This window comes from Paenibacillus oceani (assembly GCF_014705615.1).
Taxonomy (GTDB): domain Bacteria; phylum Bacillota; class Bacilli; order Paenibacillales; family NBRC-103111; genus Paenibacillus_AB; species Paenibacillus_AB oceani.
Genome location: NZ_JACXJA010000007.1, coordinates 124,590 through 143,952, shown reverse-complemented (window position 1 = coordinate 143,952; position 19,363 = coordinate 124,590). Strand labels below are relative to the sequence as shown.

The 19,363-nt window shown below is 53.7% G+C and carries 18 protein-coding genes and 1 other annotated feature; of the genes, 1 reads left to right on the top strand and 17 read right to left on the bottom strand.

Going from position 1 to position 19,363, the window contains the following annotated elements; all coding sequences use genetic code 11:
* Positions 1 to 100: 100 nt before the first annotated feature.
* A complete protein-coding gene (locus IDH45_RS07570; RefSeq protein WP_190926193.1) occupies positions 101 to 844 on the top strand; it encodes a TraR/DksA C4-type zinc finger protein in 744 nt (247 codons plus the stop codon).
* Between the two features lie 43 nt (positions 845 to 887).
* Here the strand turns inward: IDH45_RS07570 and IDH45_RS07565 are convergent, their stop codons facing one another.
* The 17 genes from IDH45_RS07565 to murB all read right to left on the bottom strand — a co-directional run bounded on the left by IDH45_RS07565 (position 888) and on the right by murB (position 19,204).
* On the bottom strand, positions 888 to 1,202 hold the full coding sequence (locus IDH45_RS07565; RefSeq protein WP_190926191.1) for a DUF5665 domain-containing protein: 315 nt from the start codon (positions 1,200 to 1,202) through the stop codon (positions 888 to 890).
* Positions 1,203 to 1,279: 77 nt separating this feature from the next.
* Positions 1,280 to 4,039, bottom strand: coding sequence for an isoleucine--tRNA ligase (gene ileS / locus IDH45_RS07560; RefSeq protein WP_190926189.1), 2,760 nt, complete (start codon positions 4,037 to 4,039; stop codon positions 1,280 to 1,282).
* Between the two features lie 50 nt (positions 4,040 to 4,089).
* Positions 4,090 to 4,350 (bottom strand) — a binding site (T-box leader).
* Positions 4,351 to 4,453: 103 nt separating this feature from the next.
* Complete coding sequence (locus tag IDH45_RS07555) at positions 4,454 to 4,930, bottom strand: DivIVA domain-containing protein (RefSeq protein ID WP_190926187.1); 477 nt, start codon at positions 4,928 to 4,930, stop codon at positions 4,454 to 4,456.
* A gap of 89 nt (positions 4,931 to 5,019) precedes the next feature.
* Positions 5,020 to 5,802 carry a YlmH family RNA-binding protein gene (locus IDH45_RS07550; RefSeq protein WP_190926185.1) on the bottom strand — a complete coding sequence of 261 codons (783 nt, stop codon included), beginning with the start codon at positions 5,800 to 5,802 and terminating at the stop codon, positions 5,020 to 5,022.
* An 11-nt stretch (positions 5,803 to 5,813) separates the two neighbouring features.
* The gene (locus tag IDH45_RS07545; protein ID WP_223836455.1) at positions 5,814 to 6,107 is read right to left on the bottom strand and encodes a YggT family protein; all 294 of its coding nucleotides are present in this window, start codon (positions 6,105 to 6,107) and stop codon (positions 5,814 to 5,816) included.
* A 24-nt stretch (positions 6,108 to 6,131) separates the two neighbouring features.
* Entirely contained in the window at positions 6,132 to 6,566 is a 435-nt protein-coding gene (locus tag IDH45_RS07540; protein WP_190926184.1) for a cell division protein SepF, read from the bottom strand.
* An 83-nt stretch (positions 6,567 to 6,649) separates the two neighbouring features.
* Positions 6,650 to 7,336 carry a YggS family pyridoxal phosphate-dependent enzyme gene (locus IDH45_RS07535; protein ID WP_397326996.1) on the bottom strand — a complete coding sequence of 229 codons (687 nt, stop codon included), beginning with the start codon at positions 7,334 to 7,336 and terminating at the stop codon, positions 6,650 to 6,652.
* Positions 7,337 to 7,354: 18 nt separating this feature from the next.
* Positions 7,355 to 8,224: a peptidoglycan editing factor PgeF gene (gene pgeF, locus IDH45_RS07530; RefSeq protein ID WP_223836454.1), complete on the bottom strand. Its 870-nt coding sequence runs from the start codon at positions 8,222 to 8,224 to the stop codon at positions 7,355 to 7,357.
* A gap of 114 nt (positions 8,225 to 8,338) precedes the next feature.
* On the bottom strand, positions 8,339 to 8,635 hold the full coding sequence (locus tag IDH45_RS07525; RefSeq protein ID WP_190926180.1) for a YlmC/YmxH family sporulation protein: 297 nt from the start codon (positions 8,633 to 8,635) through the stop codon (positions 8,339 to 8,341).
* Positions 8,636 to 9,525: 890 nt separating this feature from the next.
* Positions 9,526 to 10,308: an RNA polymerase sporulation sigma factor SigG gene (gene sigG, locus IDH45_RS07520; protein WP_190926178.1), complete on the bottom strand. Its 783-nt coding sequence runs from the start codon at positions 10,306 to 10,308 to the stop codon at positions 9,526 to 9,528.
* A 205-nt stretch (positions 10,309 to 10,513) separates the two neighbouring features.
* Entirely contained in the window at positions 10,514 to 11,236 is a 723-nt protein-coding gene (sigE, locus tag IDH45_RS07515) for an RNA polymerase sporulation sigma factor SigE (protein ID WP_190926176.1), read from the bottom strand.
* Between the two features lie 177 nt (positions 11,237 to 11,413).
* Entirely contained in the window at positions 11,414 to 12,337 is a 924-nt protein-coding gene (spoIIGA, locus tag IDH45_RS07510; RefSeq protein WP_190926174.1) for a sigma-E processing peptidase SpoIIGA, read from the bottom strand.
* A 927-nt stretch (positions 12,338 to 13,264) separates the two neighbouring features.
* The gene (gene ftsZ, locus IDH45_RS07505; protein WP_190926172.1) at positions 13,265 to 14,398 is read right to left on the bottom strand and encodes a cell division protein FtsZ; all 1,134 of its coding nucleotides are present in this window, start codon (positions 14,396 to 14,398) and stop codon (positions 13,265 to 13,267) included.
* A gap of 48 nt (positions 14,399 to 14,446) precedes the next feature.
* Positions 14,447 to 15,697 carry a cell division protein FtsA gene (ftsA, locus tag IDH45_RS07500; protein ID WP_190926169.1) on the bottom strand — a complete coding sequence of 417 codons (1,251 nt, stop codon included), beginning with the start codon at positions 15,695 to 15,697 and terminating at the stop codon, positions 14,447 to 14,449.
* Between the two features lie 330 nt (positions 15,698 to 16,027).
* Entirely contained in the window at positions 16,028 to 16,870 is an 843-nt protein-coding gene (locus tag IDH45_RS07495; RefSeq protein WP_190926167.1) for a cell division protein FtsQ/DivIB, read from the bottom strand.
* 96 nt (positions 16,871 to 16,966) lie between these two features.
* Positions 16,967 to 18,244 (bottom strand): UDP-N-acetylglucosamine 1-carboxyvinyltransferase, encoded by a 1,278-nt coding sequence (gene murA, locus IDH45_RS07490; RefSeq protein ID WP_190926165.1) that lies wholly within the window; start codon positions 18,242 to 18,244, stop codon positions 16,967 to 16,969.
* 54 nt (positions 18,245 to 18,298) lie between these two features.
* Positions 18,299 to 19,204, bottom strand: coding sequence for a UDP-N-acetylmuramate dehydrogenase (gene murB, locus IDH45_RS07485; protein ID WP_190926163.1), 906 nt, complete (start codon positions 19,202 to 19,204; stop codon positions 18,299 to 18,301).
* Positions 19,205 to 19,363 lie beyond the last annotated feature (159 nt).

The following is a 19,363-nucleotide window of genomic DNA, read 5'->3' as shown; positions in this document are numbered from 1 at the left end:
GCAATCATAAATTATGGTTGTTTTATTTCCGCATCGATGGCTAACGATATACGTATCGCTCCGATTCAGACATTGCCTTACGGAAGGAGAACGACAACCGGTGAACCGACTAACAAGCGAACAACGAGAGACGCTGCGCGACGTACTCATACGGGAAAAATACGAGCTGGAGCAACGCCTGAAGCAAAACGACCATTTTGGCGCCGCCGATCCGCTTTCGGCGACAACCGGCGAGCTGTCCGCCTATGACAATCATCCCGCCGATCTCGGATCGGAGCTATTTGAGCGCGGGAAAGACATTGCGCTGAACGAGCACGAGGAACACCATCTCGCCGACATTAACGATGCGCTGGAGAGGATGAGCGAAGGCGCCTACGGCGTTTGTGCGGTATGCGGGAAATCCATATCGTATGAACGGCTGGAAGCGATGCCGACTACCGAGTATTGCATCGACCATGTCCCTGACCGCGATATCTCCCAGCGTCGTCCTGTGGAAGAACGTCTGCTCGAACCCCCTTTTGGCCGTACGAGCCTGGACGAGCTGCCCGGACAAAACGGATTTGACGGAGAAGATGCATGGCAGATCGTCGAAAGCTGGGGCAATTCGGACTCTCCCGCCATGGCCGAGGATCGCGAGGTTTGGAACTACGATCAGCTGTATACCGAATCCGATGAGAATGACGGCTTCGTCGAATCTTTCGAAAGCTTTATCGCCACGGATCTGTACGGCGAGCAAGTATCGGTTATCCGCAATCGGCAGTATCGGGACTATATGGACAACCGGGAGGGCGATCCGCTGCTGGAGCCCGATCCGTACAACGATCTGGAATCTGGACTCCATTAGCCGATCTGGCGTTCTACTCCCACTGTCCCGTCCCTCCCCCATTTTAATAAGCGCGCCCTTCCAGCTGTATCTGTACGATCTTGACGATATCGGCGATAAAATCGCCGATGATCGGAAGGTTTAACGCTCCGAGCATGCGAAGGAAGTAGACGATCAGCGCTGCGAACACGGTAAAACCGATGGCGATTCCGACGCCGCGGGCAATTCCGGTGTACAAATTAATGAAGATGAGCCGTCTCGGGCGATTCAGCAACGCCACATAGTCCGCGATTTGAACTTTTTCCATCTGATCGGCGATTTTCTTCAATCTTTCATTCACACTGTCCAGCGTAGTTTCATCCGGCTTCTTCTCCGTCACGCAAGGCCCCCCTTTTTGGAAATAGACTCGAATAACGTTCATGGAGAACCGGCGGGCCGGCTCTCCATGACGGGTCATTACATCGATTTTACGATCGGCGCGCAGCGGCCGCACAGCGACGGATGCTCTTTATCCGTACCCACCTCGGGACTGACTACCCAGCAGCGTTCGCACTTTTCACCGGATGCTACTTCAACCGCTACGGCAAGTCCTTTCAGCTTCATCGCCGTGTCCGGCACCGGTGCTCCCGTCTCCTCCACGCTTACCGCCGATACGATAAACAGCTGATCCAGACCGGTCAGACGTCCGAGCAGCTTCGCGGTCTCCGCATCCGGATACAGTCGGATATGCGCTCCGAGCGAATTGCCGATCACTTTGTCCTTCCTTGCGACTTCCAGCGCCTTCAGCACCTCGTCGCGAACTTCCATAAACTGTTCCCATTTGTTCTCCAGCTCCGCGTCATATACGGACGTCTGCACGTCCGGCATATCGGCAAGCTGGACGCTGACCGCCGCCGTCTCCGGGGTATATCTCCACACTTCGTCGGCCGTATGCGGCAGTATGGGCGCAATCAGTTTAGTTATTGCCGTAAGCGCCTCGTATAATACGGTTTGGCACGCTTTGCGGGCTGCGTCGTCCGGGCTGCTTACGTACAGCCGGTCTTTGACGATATCCAGATAGAAGGCGCTCATCTCGACCGCGCAGAAATGGTGTACCGCCTGATACACGACATGGAACTCATAGTTTTCGTAAGCTTTCAGCACCCGCTCCGTCATCCGGTTCAAGCGGATCACCGCAAATCGGTCAAGCTCGTTCATCTCCGCATACGATACGCGATCGCTCGCAGGCTGGTAATCGGACAAGTTGCCCAGCAGGAAGCGGAGCGTATTGCGGATTTTGCGGTACCCCTCGGAGATTTGCGTTAAAATGTTGTCCGAAATCCGGTGGTCCGCCTGATAGTCAACCGAAGCGACCCACAGCCGCAAAATATCGGCGCCCAGCTTGCCGCATACTTGACTCGGGTCAATCGTATTTCCGATCGACTTGGACATTTTGCGGCCTTCTCCGTCCAGCGTGAATCCGTGACTCAAAATTCCTTTGTAAGGCGATTGACCGCGGACCGCCACACCTGTAATCAGAGACGAGTTGAACCATCCCCGGTACTGGTCGGAGCCTTCCAGATACAGATCGGCCGGCCATTGCAGCTCCGGACGCGTTCCCAGCACAGCAGCGTGACTGGAGCCGGAATCGAACCAGACGTCCATAATATCGGTTTCCTTGCGGAACTCGCCGTGTCCGCATTCCGGACAACGGGTTCCTTCCGGCAGCAGTTCGTGGGCATCCAAAGCGAACCAGGCATTCGAGCCTTCCCGTTCGATGATGCCCGCCACCTTCTCGATCGTCGCATCGTTCACGAGCGGATGGTTGCAGCTTCTGCAATAAACGATCGGAATCGGCACGCCCCATACCCGCTGACGCGATATACACCAGTCTCCGCGCTCGGCGATCATGTTGTGCAGGCGAACTTCGCCCCACTCCGGCGTCCAGTCGACCCGCTTGATCTCCTCCAGCATCTCCCCGCGGAACTTATCGATCGAAGCGAACCATTGCTCGGTCGCCCGGTAGATGACCGGTTTTTTGGTCCGCCAGTCGTGGGCGTACTGGTGCTTGATGAAATCCAGCTTGAGCAGATGGCCGGACTGTTCCAGTTTCTCGGTGATCAGCTTGTTCGCTTTATCGTAAAATACCCCTTCGAAGCCGGGAGCCTCCGAAGTCATCTTGCCTTGATCGTCGACCGGGCACAATACGCCGAGATTGTATTTCTGCCCGACCGTAAAGTCGTCTTCCCCGTGACCCGGCGCCGTATGAACGCATCCCGTACCCGCTTCCAGCGTGACATGCTCGCCGAGAATGACAACCGACTCCCGGTCGTAGAACGGATGACGGCACGTTACATACTCCAGCTCCGCACCTTTAAACGTCGCCTTCGTCGTGACTTGGCTCCAGCCGATTTCTTTGGAAACCGCCTCCAGCAGCCCTTCCGCCAAAACGAGTAATTTACCGTCCGCTTCCACCAGTACATAATCGAATTCCGGATGCAGGCTGATGCCAAGATTGGCGGGCAGCGTCCATGGCGTAGTCGTCCAGATCACGATCGATGATCCTTCAGGAAGCTTGCCTTTGCCATCCTTCACATCAAAGGCAACATAGATCGAGGCGGACGTCTTCTCGCGGTATTCGATCTCCGCTTCCGCCAGAGCGCTCTCCGAGGAGGGCGACCAGTACACCGGCTTCAGTCCTTTGTAAATATACCCTTTCTTGACCATATCGCCGAAAACCCGGATTTGCTGGGCCTCGTACTCCGGCTTCAGCGTAATGTAAGGATCGTTCCAGTCTCCGCGGATGCCAAGCCGTTTGAATTGCCCTTTCTGCTTCTCGACCCAATTCAGCGCGTACTGTTTGCAATAGTCGCGGAATTCGAGCACGCTCATCTTTTTGCGATCGACCTTGCCGCTATTGGCAATCGCCTGCTCGATCGGCAATCCGTGCGTATCCCAGCCGGGAACGTACGGGGCGTCGAACCCCCGCATCGATTTGTACCGGACGATGAAGTCCTTCAATACTTTGTTCAAGGCATGGCCGATATGGATGTCCCCGTTCGCATACGGAGGCCCGTCATGCAAAATAAACTTGGGACTTCCTTGCCGGTGCTCGCGCACCTTCGCGTAAATGTCGATCTCTTCCCACCACTTCTGCATATTCGGCTCGGCCTGGGGCAAATTGCCTCTCATCGGAAACTCGGTCTGCAGCAAATTTAACGTTTTGCCGTAATCCATCTTTCGTACACTCCTTTTATCGTCTGAACAAACTTAAAACCTCTCGTCCACAAAGGGACGAGAGGTTATTCTCGCGGTACCACCCTCATAAGCATACGGATTCGGCCGTAATGAATACGGCATTCCTCTCGGACATGCTCACTCGACGATCTGTAACGGGATCTCCCGTTCTCTTTAGTAACCGCTCATTCGCCGGCGTTCGAGAGACGCTCCCGGGGGATATTCGACTCGGCTGGATACCGGGCTTGCACCTTCCCCGGCTCGCTTGACTCCATCTCTCCGAATGTACTTGTCCCGGTCATCGCTTTGGGCTGCTTCAGAAAAACAACCGCTGCATAGCGGTCTGTCGTCCATCATTATACCCGAGTCAGCAAACGGGAGTCAACTGAAGCCCATCCAGACAGGTACGCTGATTTATTTGCGGTCATCGCCCGAATCCAGCGAATCCCATTGGTCATTGCCAAGCAGCTCGAGCTGCGCTTCGACAAGCGTTCTGAACCGGGTCCGGTAAATCGACGCCTGCTTCTTCAGTTCTTCAATCTCGAGGGCGACTTTGCGCGACTTCGTTAACGATTCGTTGATGATCCGGTCCGCGTTTTTCTCCGCTTCCTTCAAGATCAGCTGGGCTTCCTTCTTGGAGTTGCTCCGGACTTCGTCCGCCGCCTCCTGGGCGACGATAATCGTCTTGCTGAGCGTCTCCTCGATATTGGAGAAATGATCGAGCCGCTCCTGAAGCGCCGCTATCTGGCTTTGTAGTTCCTTATTTTCACGTATATACAATTCATAATCTTTAATAATCTGATCAAGAAACTCGTTGACCTGGTCCTCGTCATATCCGCGAAGACGTTTGGCGAACTCCTTGTTATGTATGTCCAATGGCGTTAAAGGCATTGGCGCACCTCCTGTAAATGATGACGGCGGAAAACGCTGTCTTATCCCGTTATAAATTTCGACGGGAACAGCGGAAATCCTGCAATCTCTTACACGAATTTGCCAATTTTCAGCCGAATTCTGCCCTTTTTCGTTTCGCCTTCTACCGTTACGAGCCTAAATCTGCCGAATCCCTGGAAGGAGACGACATCGCCTTCCTTTAAGGCTTTGGAAGGGTCCGCTTCCGGTTTCCAGTTTACCTTGCAGCGTCCGGCCTTGATCGGGTCCATCACCTTGGCGCGGCTCAGACGGTAGACGTCGCTAACGATTCCGTCCAGACGAAGCGAAGCGACGGTCAAATTCATTTCCTCCAGCGTTTGCGCTGCGACTTGAATACGATCCAGCGGGAGCGTCTCCGTGGAGACGAATACCCGGTTCACGTATTGCAAATTCGAATTCACGAAATCGATAATTTCGTCAGCCACCAGGCAATGGCAGCTGTTGTCTCCGACATGAATATCGCCGATCTTGTCGCGTTTAATGCCTAAGCCGAGCAGCGAGCCGAGAAAATCGCTATGCTGAAGCCGGGAAAACTTCGCGTCCCCGGACGTGATGGACAACAATCCGACACCGGCCTCACCCGGTTCGCTGCGGCGATAGTCCGGTCCAATCAAGGCCCGCTTGCGTTCGGCCCCCTCGTAACCTCCGTCAAAGACGACCGAGACGCCGCCATTCCGATTCGCTAACGACTCGATGATGAACGACTGCCTCGGATCCAAGAAATCGGTACGCTTCACGATGTGCTGTTCGGCTGCACGCTGAATCCAATCCTGCGCTTTGTCGACGAAGCGGTATTCATCGGGGTGAAAATGCGCGCGTACTTCCGAGGACATCTCGAGTCACCTCAACTGAACATGTTAAGTAAATAACTAACGACGGCCTGCAATCCCGCAATGACAAACCGAAGCGCAATCAGGGCTACGATCGGAGAGATGTCGATCATTCCGCCGATGGGCGGTATGAACCGGCGAAATGGCGTCAAATAAGGCTCAACGAGCTTCCCCAATATTTCACCGATAAAGCTGTCGCGGGCGTTGGGCAGCCAGGAAAGCAAAATGTACGCGATAATCAAATACGTATACACCGTTCCCAGCTGTCCAATATACCCTATAATGGATTCGATCGTTCCCGGGCTCAATACTTTCACCTCAATCTACAAATTTCACTCTTGATCATGCAGCATTTCCGAAATAGCGCCTTGAATTTCAACCGAATCCGGAGTGCACAAAAATATATTCGGACCGATCTTCGAAATTCCCCCATTCAAAGCGTATACGGTGCCGCTCAAAAAATCGACGATGCGGATCGCCTGATCCGTCCGGACCCGCTGCAAATTGACGACAACAGGCCGGCGCGAACGCAACTGATCGGCGATCTCCTGCGTCTCCTCGTAGGAGCGCGGCTCGGTCAGCACGACCCGGACGTTGCGCTGGGAATGGATGCTGACGATATTTCCCTTATTACTTTTACGCATGTCGGAAGGAACGGTTTCAGCATCTTCCATCTCGTCGTTTACCCGGTTCTGGTCGCGATCCACGACAACTTCCTCTTCATCCTGCAAGCCGACGAAATTCAAAAATCGATTCATAACTCCCATTACGATTGTCCTCCTTTATGAACGATTTCATTCGTACGATTCGTACGGAGCCGTCCTCGTTATGGAATTGGCGGCAGCGGAGCTTATCCTTCCTTTCCGACCAAAACCGTTCCCAGCCGAATCCAGGTCGCCCCTTCCTCAATCGCCACCTCGAAATCGTTGGACATCCCCATCGACAAGTGCGGCACCGGGTACCCGAGCGTTCCTTGCGAATTGAGCCGGTCCCGCAGCTCGCGCAGTCCCCGGAACACCGGCCTGGTCTCTTCCGCTTCGGCCTCGAACGGCGCCATCGTCATCAGACCGATCACACGGATATTCGGGTAGCCGGACAACTGCTCGGCGAACGGGATCAGCTGCTCCGGCGCCAAGCCGTACTTCGACTGTTCGCCGGATACGTTCACCTGCAAAAAGCAGTCGGCGACCGTTCCGAGCTTCGCGGCATGCTTGTCCACCTCTTTGGCCAGAGACAGCCGGTCGAGTGAATGTATGGCAGCGAACTTTCCGATCACGTCTTTTACTTTATTCGTCTGCAGATGACCGATGAAATGCCACGCCGCCTCGGAGCCGATAGCTTCCCACTTCGCCTGGGCATCCTGCCAGCGGTTCTCGCCGAGGTGCTTCAGTCCGCATTGGACCGCTTCCCGCGTTGTGTCAATCGATACATACTTCGTAACAGCAATTACATTAACGTCCTTGCGGTCGCGCCCGCTTCGTTCACACGACTGCGTGATGCGCGCATCCACTTGGCGAATTCGTTCCAGCATGCCCAACTTGTCCAATCCTTTCCGTTACCGCTGACTCGCGCTTCTTAGTCCGATCCAAGATGCCATACGACCCGTCGCCCCGTTCTCCTTCCGGTGGGAAAAGAACAGATCCGTGCGGCAGCCGGTACACATCCCACATATTTCGATATGCGTCGGCAATATTCCTGCTTTTATCATAATTTGTCTGTTCATTTCTTGCAAGCTCAGCATCCACTTCCCGTACTCCGCTCCGGGACGGTATACGTATGAATGGACACCAGGCTCTGCGCCGATCTCGTCCAGACAGGAATCGATCCTCGCTATAACCGCATCGTCCACTTCATAACAGCACATGCCGATGGATGGTCCGATTGCAGTCATCACGTCGGACGGATCGGTGCCGTATGCTTCGGACATCGTCCGGATCGTCTCGCTTGCAATGCGCAGCACCGTGCCTTTCCAACCGGCATGCGCGAGGCCGACTGCCTGTCGCACCGGATCGAAAAAATAAAGCGGAACGCAGTCGGCATAAAAGGAAGTGAGCCATATTCCCGGCTCGTTGGTAACGATCGCATCGGTATGCGCAAACGCATCTTCGCGGGATTCACGGCCCTTCCCCCTGTTGGCCAGCGTCACGACGGCCACCTGCCGGTCGTGCACCTGTTCTCCGCAGGTCCAGGCTTCAAACGGCCAGCCTAACGTCTCGCCAAGCCGTCTCCGGTTCTCGATCACGTCAACCGGCTCGTCCTGGATATGCAGAGCGCAGTTCAGCGTTCCGTAAGGCGGGCCGCTTACGCCTCCGATCCGGGTCGTCATCCCCGCGCTAATGCCGGGATGCTCCCGCTCCCATCGTTCTATCGTAACGTACGCCGGTTCTCCCGGTTTACGGGTCAATTGAAAAGGTTCCAATGGCAACGCTTGTCCTCTCCTCTCGGCATCCAGTATATCATATCCGGACGACGCCGTCCGGCAGAGCCGACAAGCCAGCCGGCACCGCCAGGAAGGCGTGCTTCCGCGTTCTCGTCCGTTCTAAGACCGGTACGACCGCTGGTCGTCCTGGAACTCGTTATCGCCTTCGACCCGGTAGGCTCTCGCATCATCCAGTTTGACGAGCACGACGTCCATCCCGATTTTTACTATGTTCCGCCACGGTATGACCACATCCGTCCCCCCGCCGAGGAAACCAAAAAACTTGCTCTGATTCGGCACGACGATGGACTCGATCCGGCCCTGCCGCAAATCGAGCTCGAGATCGCTAATTTGACCGAGCTTTTTGCCGTCGACGATATTGATGACGTCTTTCGATTGGAAGTCCGATATTTTCAAGTCCAATCACCACGAATCGCAGAGGATGGGAGCTGCCGGCCGCCGAACCTGTCAAATTCTCCGCACGATGCGGTTACACGCAAGATCAGGATCGACACGACTGGGCTCTATACCAGTATATGTGACATACGGGCAAAATGTCCTGCTCCTCCGTGCTGACAAGCTGAAAAAGTGAGGTAAATATGCCAGGGCCTGTCTATTGGCCGAAAGCGAAGGAACGGTCCTGACCGGAAAAGCAGCCGTGCAAGCGGTAGTTCGTGCGTACGATTATGTTAAAAATCGTAAAACCGGTAAGAGAAACCGCCAGGAAACGGCGTACGGGCGATCTTCTGACGTTCAAGCCCAAACGTTTGTCCGCGGGAGGAAATGGGTACCTTCGCTGAAGCCGCTCATTGAAGTCATGTTCATCTAGAGGAAGAATTAGGGATACAACCAGAACTCGACTTCAGATGCAGCACGTAACCCGTATTTGCGAAGAGCACATGTTCGGCGTCGCTGAAGTTTGATGCGCATCTGTCTAAATCGGGAGCTAGCTCACAAAATAAGAGTCTCTGGCACCCCTTATTTTCGGCATATTGGGGGGACAGAGACAAATAGAGGCGGTTTGCACCCCCTATTTCCGCCCGCCGAAGGGGTCTGTACCCGTTTCGCGGATATTAGAAGCTTCAAACCGCTCTTATTCCGTGTCCAAGCGGGCTTTCGGTCAAAAAAAGGGGTGCAAACCACTCTTACTCGGTTCCCCCTCATCCATGTTTAAAGTTAAAAAAACCTCCAGCCCCGTACTGCGGTCAATACCAATGGGCTTGGAGGTTTGTCGCTTGTATAGTAGTGCTTGAACGGGGATAACGCGTGTAGTCCGTTCTTTCGGTACAAACTAGTTTCGGATCGGATCAGGTTTTAACGTGCTTCTGCATTTGTGAAATTGCCGACTTTTCAAGCCGGGACACTTGCGCCTGAGAGATGCCGATTTCGTCGGCCACTTCCATCTGGGTTTTTCCTTCGAAAAAACGCATCGACAAGATCATTTTCTCACGATCGTTCAGTTTGCGCATCGCTTCCCTAAGGGCGATTCCTTCGATCCACGACACGTCTTTGTTCCTTTCGTCGCTTATCTGGTCCATCACATAGATCGGGTCTCCGCCGTCATGATAAATCGGCTCGAATAAAGAAACGGGATCCTGAATCGCATCAAGAGCGAACACGACATCTTCCTTCGGAACATTTAACGCTTCGGATATTTCGTATACGGTCGGCTCCCGCGAATTGGAATTAGTCAGTTGGTCCCGTACCTGCAGCGCTTTGTAGGCGATATCGCGAAGCGAGCGGGATACGCGGATCGGGTTGTTGTCCCGCAGGTAACGCCGGATCTCCCCGATGATCATCGGTACGGCGTATGTGGAGAACTTGACGTTTTGACTCAAATCGAAATTATCGATCGCCTTCATAAGACCTATGCAGCCGACTTGAAACAAGTCGTCAACGAATTCCCCACGGTTATTGAAGCGCTGAATAACGCTTAAGACCAATCGTAGATTGCCGTTAACCAATTTCTCTCTTGCTGCTCGTTCGTTTCTCGTCTGAAGCTGTACGAACAATTCCCGCATTTCCGCGTTGGACAGAACAGGCAGTTTTGAAGTATCAACACCACAGATCTCGACTTTGTTTCGGGTCAACGTGAATACCTCCCAAGGAGAAACATTACTGTTAATTATCTCCCTGGAAGTTTTTTTTATGCGCCTCCGAATGCGAACTGACGTTCCTGAAAAGGGTGTGGAAATCGCTTACAGCTTACTCTCTCTAAAGCAAAAAGCCCCCTCATCACCGCAAGAAAAATCGGCGGAAGCCAAACAAAAAAGAGAAGCCTGTTCGCGCTTCTCCTCATACCATCTTATTGAACTCCTTGCGCAGCCGCTTGATGATCCGTTTCTCCAGCCGGGAGATGTAGGATTGGGAGATGCCCAGCATATCGGCAACATCCTTCTGTGTTTTCTCTTCCCCGTCTTGCAGGCCGAAGCGCAGCTCCATAATGATCCGTTCCCGCTCGGTCAGCTTCTCGAGCGCTTTATGCAGCAGCTTCCGGTCCACCTGCTCCTCGATATTGCGGTAAATCGTATCGTTCTCCGTCCCCAACACGTCGGAGAGCAGCAGCTCGTTGCCGTCCCAATCGATGTTCAGCGGCTCGTCAAACGAAACCTCCGTCCGGACTTTGCTGTTCCGGCGCAAATACATCAAAATCTCATTTTCGATACAACGGGAAGCGTAAGTAGCCAGCTTGATTTTTTTCTCCGGATCAAACGTGTTCACGGCTTTAATCAGCCCGATCGCGCCGATCGATACGAGATCCTCGATATTGATCCCGGTGTTCTCGAACTTCCTCGCTATGTACACGACCAATCGCAAATTACGCTCGATGAGCATTGCCCGGATCGCCGCATCTCCGGATGGCAGCTTCCCTAGCAAATACTCCTCTTCTTCTCTTGTCAGCGGTGGCGGCAGCGCTTCGCTGCCTCCTATGTAATAAATCTCGTCGCTCTTCAGACCGAGGAGGAACAACAGACGGTAATAGAGCACTTGCATGATCAGTTTCCACTTTAGCAGCATGGGATACCTCCTGAAGGCTTTTCAGTGAAAAGCTTAATTGTAAGTTAAGGGCTTTTCTACGAAAAGCCAGCTTCGTAAGCATCTTCCGGGCTTTTTATAGAAAAGCCGGCTTACTCGCAATCGTTTCGGGGGTGCGCCTTATTTTAAAACCAGCCTCTCTCTACGTACACGTAAACGCTACGCTTCCATTTGCACCAATGTAGGGTGGATGATTGCCTGGTACGATCCGTCGGCGCACAGCTTCCCGCCATCAAGGCCGACAAGCACCCGCTCGTTTACGATTTCCGTTTCGTTATGGACAATCACCACCTTGTCAGGCTTCAAAGCTAGCATAAACTGCGTTCCACGGTTCACCCCCCGGTACGGAATAAGGCGGAGCCGATCCTGCCAGACGAACGAATCGGACCCGATCCCCGCAACAAGCTGGTCCACCTCCGACTGACGAATACGGGCCATCCACGACTCGGGCAGCATATCGCTCCACTGAGTGGCTTCAATAACCATAACCGGCGTGCGCGTCAACGGGTCGTACAGCTGGTTGCCCGTATCGATCAATCCGGTGCATACCGATTCGTAGTCGTCGATGCGGATTTTGACTTTCGCCAAATATTGCGTCATCTCCCGCCTGCGCTTGGCGCCGAAAAATACTGCCCGGAACAGCCACAACAACGGAATAAACGTAAGTGCCACGAACAAGAAACCGATATTGACCCGGTGGGCAAGCCCGCCCGAGCGGGTGACAAGAATGCCGTTCATCACTTCCCCCGGCGACTGGAGGAAATAATAAATGCCGAACATCCCGCCCGCTACAGCGAAACTAACCACATAAAAAGCGCCCATATTCCGCAAAAACGTCTGCAGTCCGCCGAAACCGAAAGCGATTACGATCATGGCCGACGAAAATAAGCATTTCAAAACGATCGTAAACATAAAAGATAAGGAGGGCACCATCATCATCACAACGTACGAGGCGCCAAACGCGCTCGATGCCGCAATTCTCCACCAGCTCGGCCGTATATGACGAATCCGGGCCGCTGCGAGCAGAATCGCACCATCGATGAGGAAATTGACAAGGAAGATCAGATCCAAATAAACGACCATCGGTTCCCCCCTGCCTGCTGCAAAGACGACGAAACACCGCATCGAAGCGCCGGAGGCCTGTACGCTCCGGGCAGCTGCGGCTGGTTCCAGTTGAATCTGCCATTCATGAAATCAGTATATAGTAAGCATATTTCAAAGTCTGTCTAAACTTGTCATGACGAAGCGTCTTTTTTTGGCGAAATTTTTTGAGCAGGTTTTCTCCCTTTTATCGCATAAACAAAATAAATAACACTATAAAACAACATAATCAAACGACCAATCGCGCAAGAAAACGAATTTCCTGCACAGCGGCAAGGAAAGAATGGCGGAATATGGTGTTTTTTACCGAGGGTATGGGAATAGGCAGCGAGATTTCAGAAATCATCGGGAACTGTTCTGCAACTTAACACAGGATTACTCATCCCGGCACATGTACTCCCAAGGTGGTAACGACACTTGGTAAGGACACTCGTTTTCATATTCGAGGTCCGCGCAGCTTGAAATATAGCTGCACGAACAAGATAGGAGTCTTTGTCACTTTGTCACCTCCTATTTTCGATCTTTTCGACAAACTAGAACGGATAGAGGCGGTTTGCCCCCTTATTTCAGCCAACTGGTGGAGTCTGCGCCTTTTTCGAGAATATTAGGAGCTCTGAACCGCTCTTATTTCCCCATCCAAGTAGGCTTAGGACAAAATAAAGGGTACAAACCGACCCTATTTGGTTCCTTCCCCTCTTGAAACCGAGCAGAAAGTCCAAACGGCCACCCAACCGTGATGAACGTACTTGTGATACTTGCTTACCCGACAAGGAAGGAGCTCCTTCTCCCCTTTACCGTAGTGAGGAACTTTAACATCCTGGATAGTCAACTCAAAAAACCCGACCATATAGGCCGGGCCGGGTATTTACGGGAATCGTATGCGAATGAGGTGCTCTGGCTCTGCTGTGATTAACGGCCGGAAGGATTGTTCTTCCCGCGGTTGCGCAAAAAGGTTGGAATGTCGAGCTGGTCGCCCGCAGGCTGGCCGCTTCCAAACGGACGAAGGCCTCCTTGCGATTTGTCAGCCGGCTGTTCCGCACTTCCACCAAGACCTGGGCGCCGCTGCGGCTGCTGTGGAATCTGCGCCGGCTTATGCTCGAACCCGGTGGCAATAACGGTTACCATAATCTCGTCCGTCAGCTTTTCGTCGATGCTTGCACCGAAAATCATGTTGACCTCAGGGTCGGATGCCGAGGCGACAATATCCGCCGCTTCGTTTACTTCATACAAGCTCAAGTTCACTCCGCCGGTAATGTTCATCAGAACGCCGTGCGCACCGTCGATCGATGTTTCAAGAAGCGGGCTCATAATAGCCTTTTTTGCCGCTTCGGCAGCGCGATTTTCTCCGGTAGCGACGCCGATTCCCATCAGCGCAGAGCCGCGTTCGGTCATAATCGTTTTGACATCAGCAAAGTCTAGGTTGATCATACCGGGAACAGCGATCAAATCCGAGATCCCTTTGACCCCTTGACGGAGGACGTTGTCCGCTTCGCGGAACGCTTCCAGCATCGGTGTCTTTTTATCGATAATTTCGAGCAGCCGGTCATTTGGAATGACAATCAGCGTATCTACCTTTTCCTTCAAAGCATTAATGCCTTGCTCGGCTTGTGCGGAACGTTTGCGTCCTTCGAACGTAAACGGACGCGTAACAACGCCTACGGTCAGTGCTCCGCATTCTTTGGCAATCTCAGCAATAACCGGAGCGGCACCAGTACCGGTTCCTCCGCCCATTCCGGCAGTTACGAACACCATATCTGCGCCGCGAAGCGCATTTACAAGAACCTCACGGGATTCCTCAGCCGCTTTTTTGCCTACATCCGGATTGGCGCCTGCACCAAGACCGCGAGTCAGCTTCTCGCCAAGCTGCACCTTTGTATCGGACTTCGCCGTCTGCAAAGCTTGAGCATCCGTATTGGCCGTTATAAATTCTACGCCCTTCAGGCCGAATTCGATCATCCGGTTTACTGCATTGCTCCCGCCGCCGCCTACGCCGATTACCTTGATCTGCGCAAGCGATTCGTTACCCAAATCGATTTCAAACATACAAGTGTTATCCTCCCTCAATTGCTTGTGTTCGTTTGCCGCGAGAGTTTAAATAAATTCGCTCAAATAATTTTTAATCCGTTCGAACAGCCCGGGCTTCCCTTCTTTGGCAGACGACGATTTTTTGCTCACGGCCGGAAGCTTCTTGACGGTTGCCGTGCTCGGACGCTGGCGCGCGAACTTGGAAACGTAATGAATGATGCCGACTCCGCTCATGTAAGCCGGATCGCGAACCCCGATAAAATCGGGCACCGCCATGCGGACCGAGTTCTCGAGCTCCATCTGTGCGATCTCCAGCACACCCGGCATCGACACGGCACCGCCGGTCAGTACGTAACCTCCCGGCGCTTCCCCATAACCGAGACGATGAGCCTCGGCACGAATCAACTGAAAAATCTCTTGAACCCGGGGTTCGATAATATGGGCCAAGTCAACCTGGGAATATTCTTTGTCCACGTTGCTGCCCATCCGGTTCACCTTGAAAATTTGGTCCGCTGCCGCGTCGTCGATGATGGCGCAGCCAAACTTGAGCTTAATCTTCTCGGCAATGTCGAGTTGTGTCCGAAGTCCGATCGAGATATCGTTTGTAATATATTCTCCGCCGATCGGCAAGGTGGACGTGGCGATAAGGCTGCCTTCCTCGTACACCGCTATCGTCGTAGCACCTGCGCCGATGTCGACCAGCAGCGTCCCCACCGTCTTCTCGTCCTTGGACAAGCAGAGCTGACCCGAAGCCAGAGACATGAGGACGATGCCGGAAACGCGCAGTCCCGATTTCTCTACGCAGCGAAGCAAATTATGTATGGATGTCTTCGTGCCGGTTATAATCGTCGCTTCGACTTCGAGCCGGACGCCTATCATCCCTCTGGGGTCTTGAATTCCCTCCAAACCGTCAACTACGTACTGATTCGGCACAACGCCAATAATTTCCCGCTCCGGAGGAAGCGCGATAACCTTTGCGGCTTGCAGCACCCGCTCGATATCTTCCTCGCCAATCTCCCGGTCTTCGTTCGACACGGCTACTACCCCGTGACTCGACTGTAAAGCGATATGATTACCGGCTATGCCGACATACACTTCCGAAATTTGAATCCCTACCATACGCTCTGCATGATCAATTGCGCTCCGTATCGAATGGACGGTCTGATCGATGTCCACGATAGCACCCTTACGAATACCCTCCGAGTCGGCAGATCCAACTCCGATTATATTAATGGCGCCGTTGTTCATTTCGCCGATAATCGCTCGCACTTTGGACGTACCAATGTCCAAACTCACAATGATGTCATTGCTGCTCAACCCGTGGCACCTCCCAGCAATTCAGATAAATGTCGGTGTCGCAAAAAACACCTTTGTACATATTCCACACGGTTTATAGTTTCCCTCTTTTTTCAACAATTTTTTATGAGGATTCGGGCGTATCAATTATTTCCAATTTAAGAGTGAAAAATCGAGTGGCTGGTAGATCCCATAACTACAATTCTACCATTTTTTAATAGGAAAGAGTAGTTCTTTTTTAGATGCAATCAAGCCGCCGGAACGCCATCCAGATACAGGTAAATATGTAACGTACCCTTAACCAAACGGAAAAGAGGAGGCGACTGTTCGCCCCCTGACATAGTATTCGGTTCAGTTTCCTTTTTTCTGGGGATCTTTGGTATCGTTTTTTGTCGTATTTGACGCGGAACCGCTTTTCTTGTCCGCCTCTTTGGCGGGGTCCTGCGGCTGGGTGTAGTACATGTCGAACGGAATATGGGTATTGGCTTCCAAAAGTTCGAACACGCCGGAAGATACGTCCTTCTCCGCCACCTGCTCGATCATCTCGTCGAGGTATTGGATTTTGTCCGGCAAGTAGGTGATCGTCGTATAAACTTCGAATTGGGAGCGGGTGTACATTTTAATTTTATCTTCGTAGGTTTTGGTAGGGGAAGGCTTGATTTCGGATATTTCGGCGAGCGTCTTGTCCGATAAACGCCGGAGCGTCTCCGTCAGCTTCGCCTTCCACGGGTCGCTGTCGCTCCAACCGGACAAGATCGGCTTGTCCACCACGACACCGGGGTCGTTCACGGGAATGGCCAGGCCGTTGGACAGCAGCATGTCTTTACCGCCCGACGAATTGATCTGGAAAGCGACGCGAGGATATTCCTCGACTGCCACTCGCACCAGCCCCGGAAACTTTTTGCTCACGGCCACGTTCTCGACGGCCTGCAGCTGGCGCACGCGAGCTTCGACGCTAGCCGAACGGAACGGAAAAAAGTTGTCTCCGACCGATATGCTGAGCACTTGTCCGATTTCTTCGGTCGTCAGGGCCAAATTGCCGGTAATCTCGATCTGGGCGATCTTGCTGAGAGACGAACGGAAAAACAGCACGGCCAACAGCGAGATAAACAGCAGCACCAAAAAAACGATCAGCTTCCGGCTGCTGCGGGGCCTCCGCTTCTCTTCCCGCAGTACGGGCATTCTTTCCTGCAAATCGAAAACCTCCGATCGTAACGCGCAAAAACGTTAAAACGCCGTTCATCCCCTTCCTGTAGGAGAAGGGGAGCTTCTGGCGATGCCGCAAACGGCTTATGGAACTTTCAAATGACGTACAGGGCTGAAACGTTCGATCTTCGCTCCGAGCCTGCTGAACATGATCTCGATCTGGTCGTATCCGCGGTCGATATGATGAATCTGCTCGACGATGGTCGTGCCAGCCGCCGCCAGGCCGGCAATCACGAGCGCGGCTCCGGCGCGCAAGTCGGTCGCTTCGACCGTCGCCCCATACAATCGCGGTACCCCGCGAATAAAAGCGCTGTTCAGATCGACCCGCACATCGGCGCCCATGCGGGAAAGCTCGTCGACGTGCTTGAAGCGGCCTTCGAACACCGTCTCCTTAACGACGCTGATTCCGTCGGCAAGCGCCAGGAGCACCATCAACTGCGCCTGAAGATCAGTAGGGAACGACGGGTGAGGCGAAGTTACGATTCGTTCGACGGCTCGCGGTCTGGAAGAATTGCTTACGTGTATTATATCATCGCTAGCGACGATTTGAACACCCGCGCGCTTAAGGACGTGAATGACCGAAGTCAGGTGAGCCGGACACACGTTCTCCAAAGTGACACTGCCCCGCGTTGCCGCAGCTGCGACCATCAGCGTGCCCGTTACGATCCGGTCCGGAATGACCCGGTAAGCCCGGGGCGTAAGCCGCTCCACTCCTTCGATCGTTATCGTGTCCGTGCCGGCACCGATCATTTTGGCTCCCATGGCGTTCAAAAAGTTTTGCAGATCTTGAATCTCCGGCTCGCGCGCCGCATTGGAAATCGTCGTAACGCCTTCCGCCAAAGCCGCAGCCATCATGATGTTTTCCGTCGCCCCGACGCTTGGGAAATCGAGCGTAATATCGGTTCCTCTAAGCCGGTCTACGCTGCACTTGATCGTATTTCCCGACTCTTCGATTTTCGCTCCAAGCGCCTGCAGGCCCTTCAGATGCAAGTCGATCTTGCGTTCCCCGATGGCGCAGCCTCCCGGCTGATACACTTGCACATGGCCGAACCTGCTGAGCAGCGGCCCCATCAAAAAGATCGATGACCGCATCTGGCGCATTAATTCCTCGGGAATATGCGACGACTGGGCCGAAGACGTTTCCAGCGAAACGACATCGTCCTTCAGCTCCGCCTTGCAGCCGAGTGCGCGCAAAATGTCCAGCATGACATGAATATCGAGCAGATCCGGCACGTTTCCGATCCGGTGAACGCCTTCCGCCATCGTACATGCCGCGAGGATCGGCAGCGCAGCGTTTTTGGCGCCGTGAATCCGGACATTGCCGGACAAGGGCTTCCCGCCTTCGATAACCAGCTTCTCCAATGTTATACCCTCCCGAAAGCCTGCCTTGCAAGCCGGGAACCGGAATAACCAGCGTTACTTTTCCCCTGCGATCCATACTTCCGGCACTAGGGTGACGCCGAACTTTCCGAGTACAGTGCTTCGTATATGGTCCATCAGTTGCAATACATCATTCGCCGTCGCGCCTCCGGTGTTGATGATGAAGTTGGCATGTTGCGGTGACACTTCCGCCCCGCCTACACGGTAGCCTTTCAGCCCGGCCTCCTCAATCAGCTTCGCGGCAAACGTCCCCTCCGGATTGCGGAACGTGCTCCCGGCCGTCGCAAGCGTCAGCGGCTGGGTATGAATGCGGCGGGCTTTGTTGGATGCCATAGCGGCGGAAATTTCTTTCCGGTCTCCGTGCTTTAGTTCCAGGACGGCTTCCGTCACGATCCCGGGCCGCCTGTGGAGCAGCGAATGCCGGTATCCAAACTCCATCTCATCGTTACGCAGGCGTATCGTCTCTCCGGTTTCCAGTACAATTTCGGCTTCTTTGAGAATACGTGACATATCCGAACCGTGAGCCCCGGCGTTCATGTAGACGGCTCCGCCCACAGTGCCTGGAATGCCCCCTGCGAATTCCAGCCCGGTAAGTCCTTCTCTGCCGACCTTAACGCACAAGGGGATGAGTGACACAGCTCCGCCGGCCGTAACAACCTGATCATCGAACCGGATCTGGTCGAGACCTTTGCCGAGCTTGATCACGAAGCCGCGTACGCCTTTGTCGGATACGAGCATATTGGAGCCGCGGCCGATCGTCATAAACGATTCGCCGTGCCGATGCAGGATGCGCATCGTCTCAGCCAGCTCCTCTTTGCCGTTCGGTACGACCAGAACGTCGGCGGGACCGCCGATCTTCCAGGTCGTGTAGTCAGCGAGCGGTTCGTTTTGCATCACTTCGCCTACTTGTGCAGCCTGCAAATCTTGGATTACCTGCAGCATGGGTGAACCTCCTTCACGGGAACGCCTTGGGACCTGCCTGAACGAACGTCGAACGTCTGCAGACGCGGGTACGCCCTAAGGTCCGAACACTTCGAGAAAATACGGTTATGTTTCCGCATCGTGCATATAGCGGTATCCCGGTGTCTGTCACGGTTATAG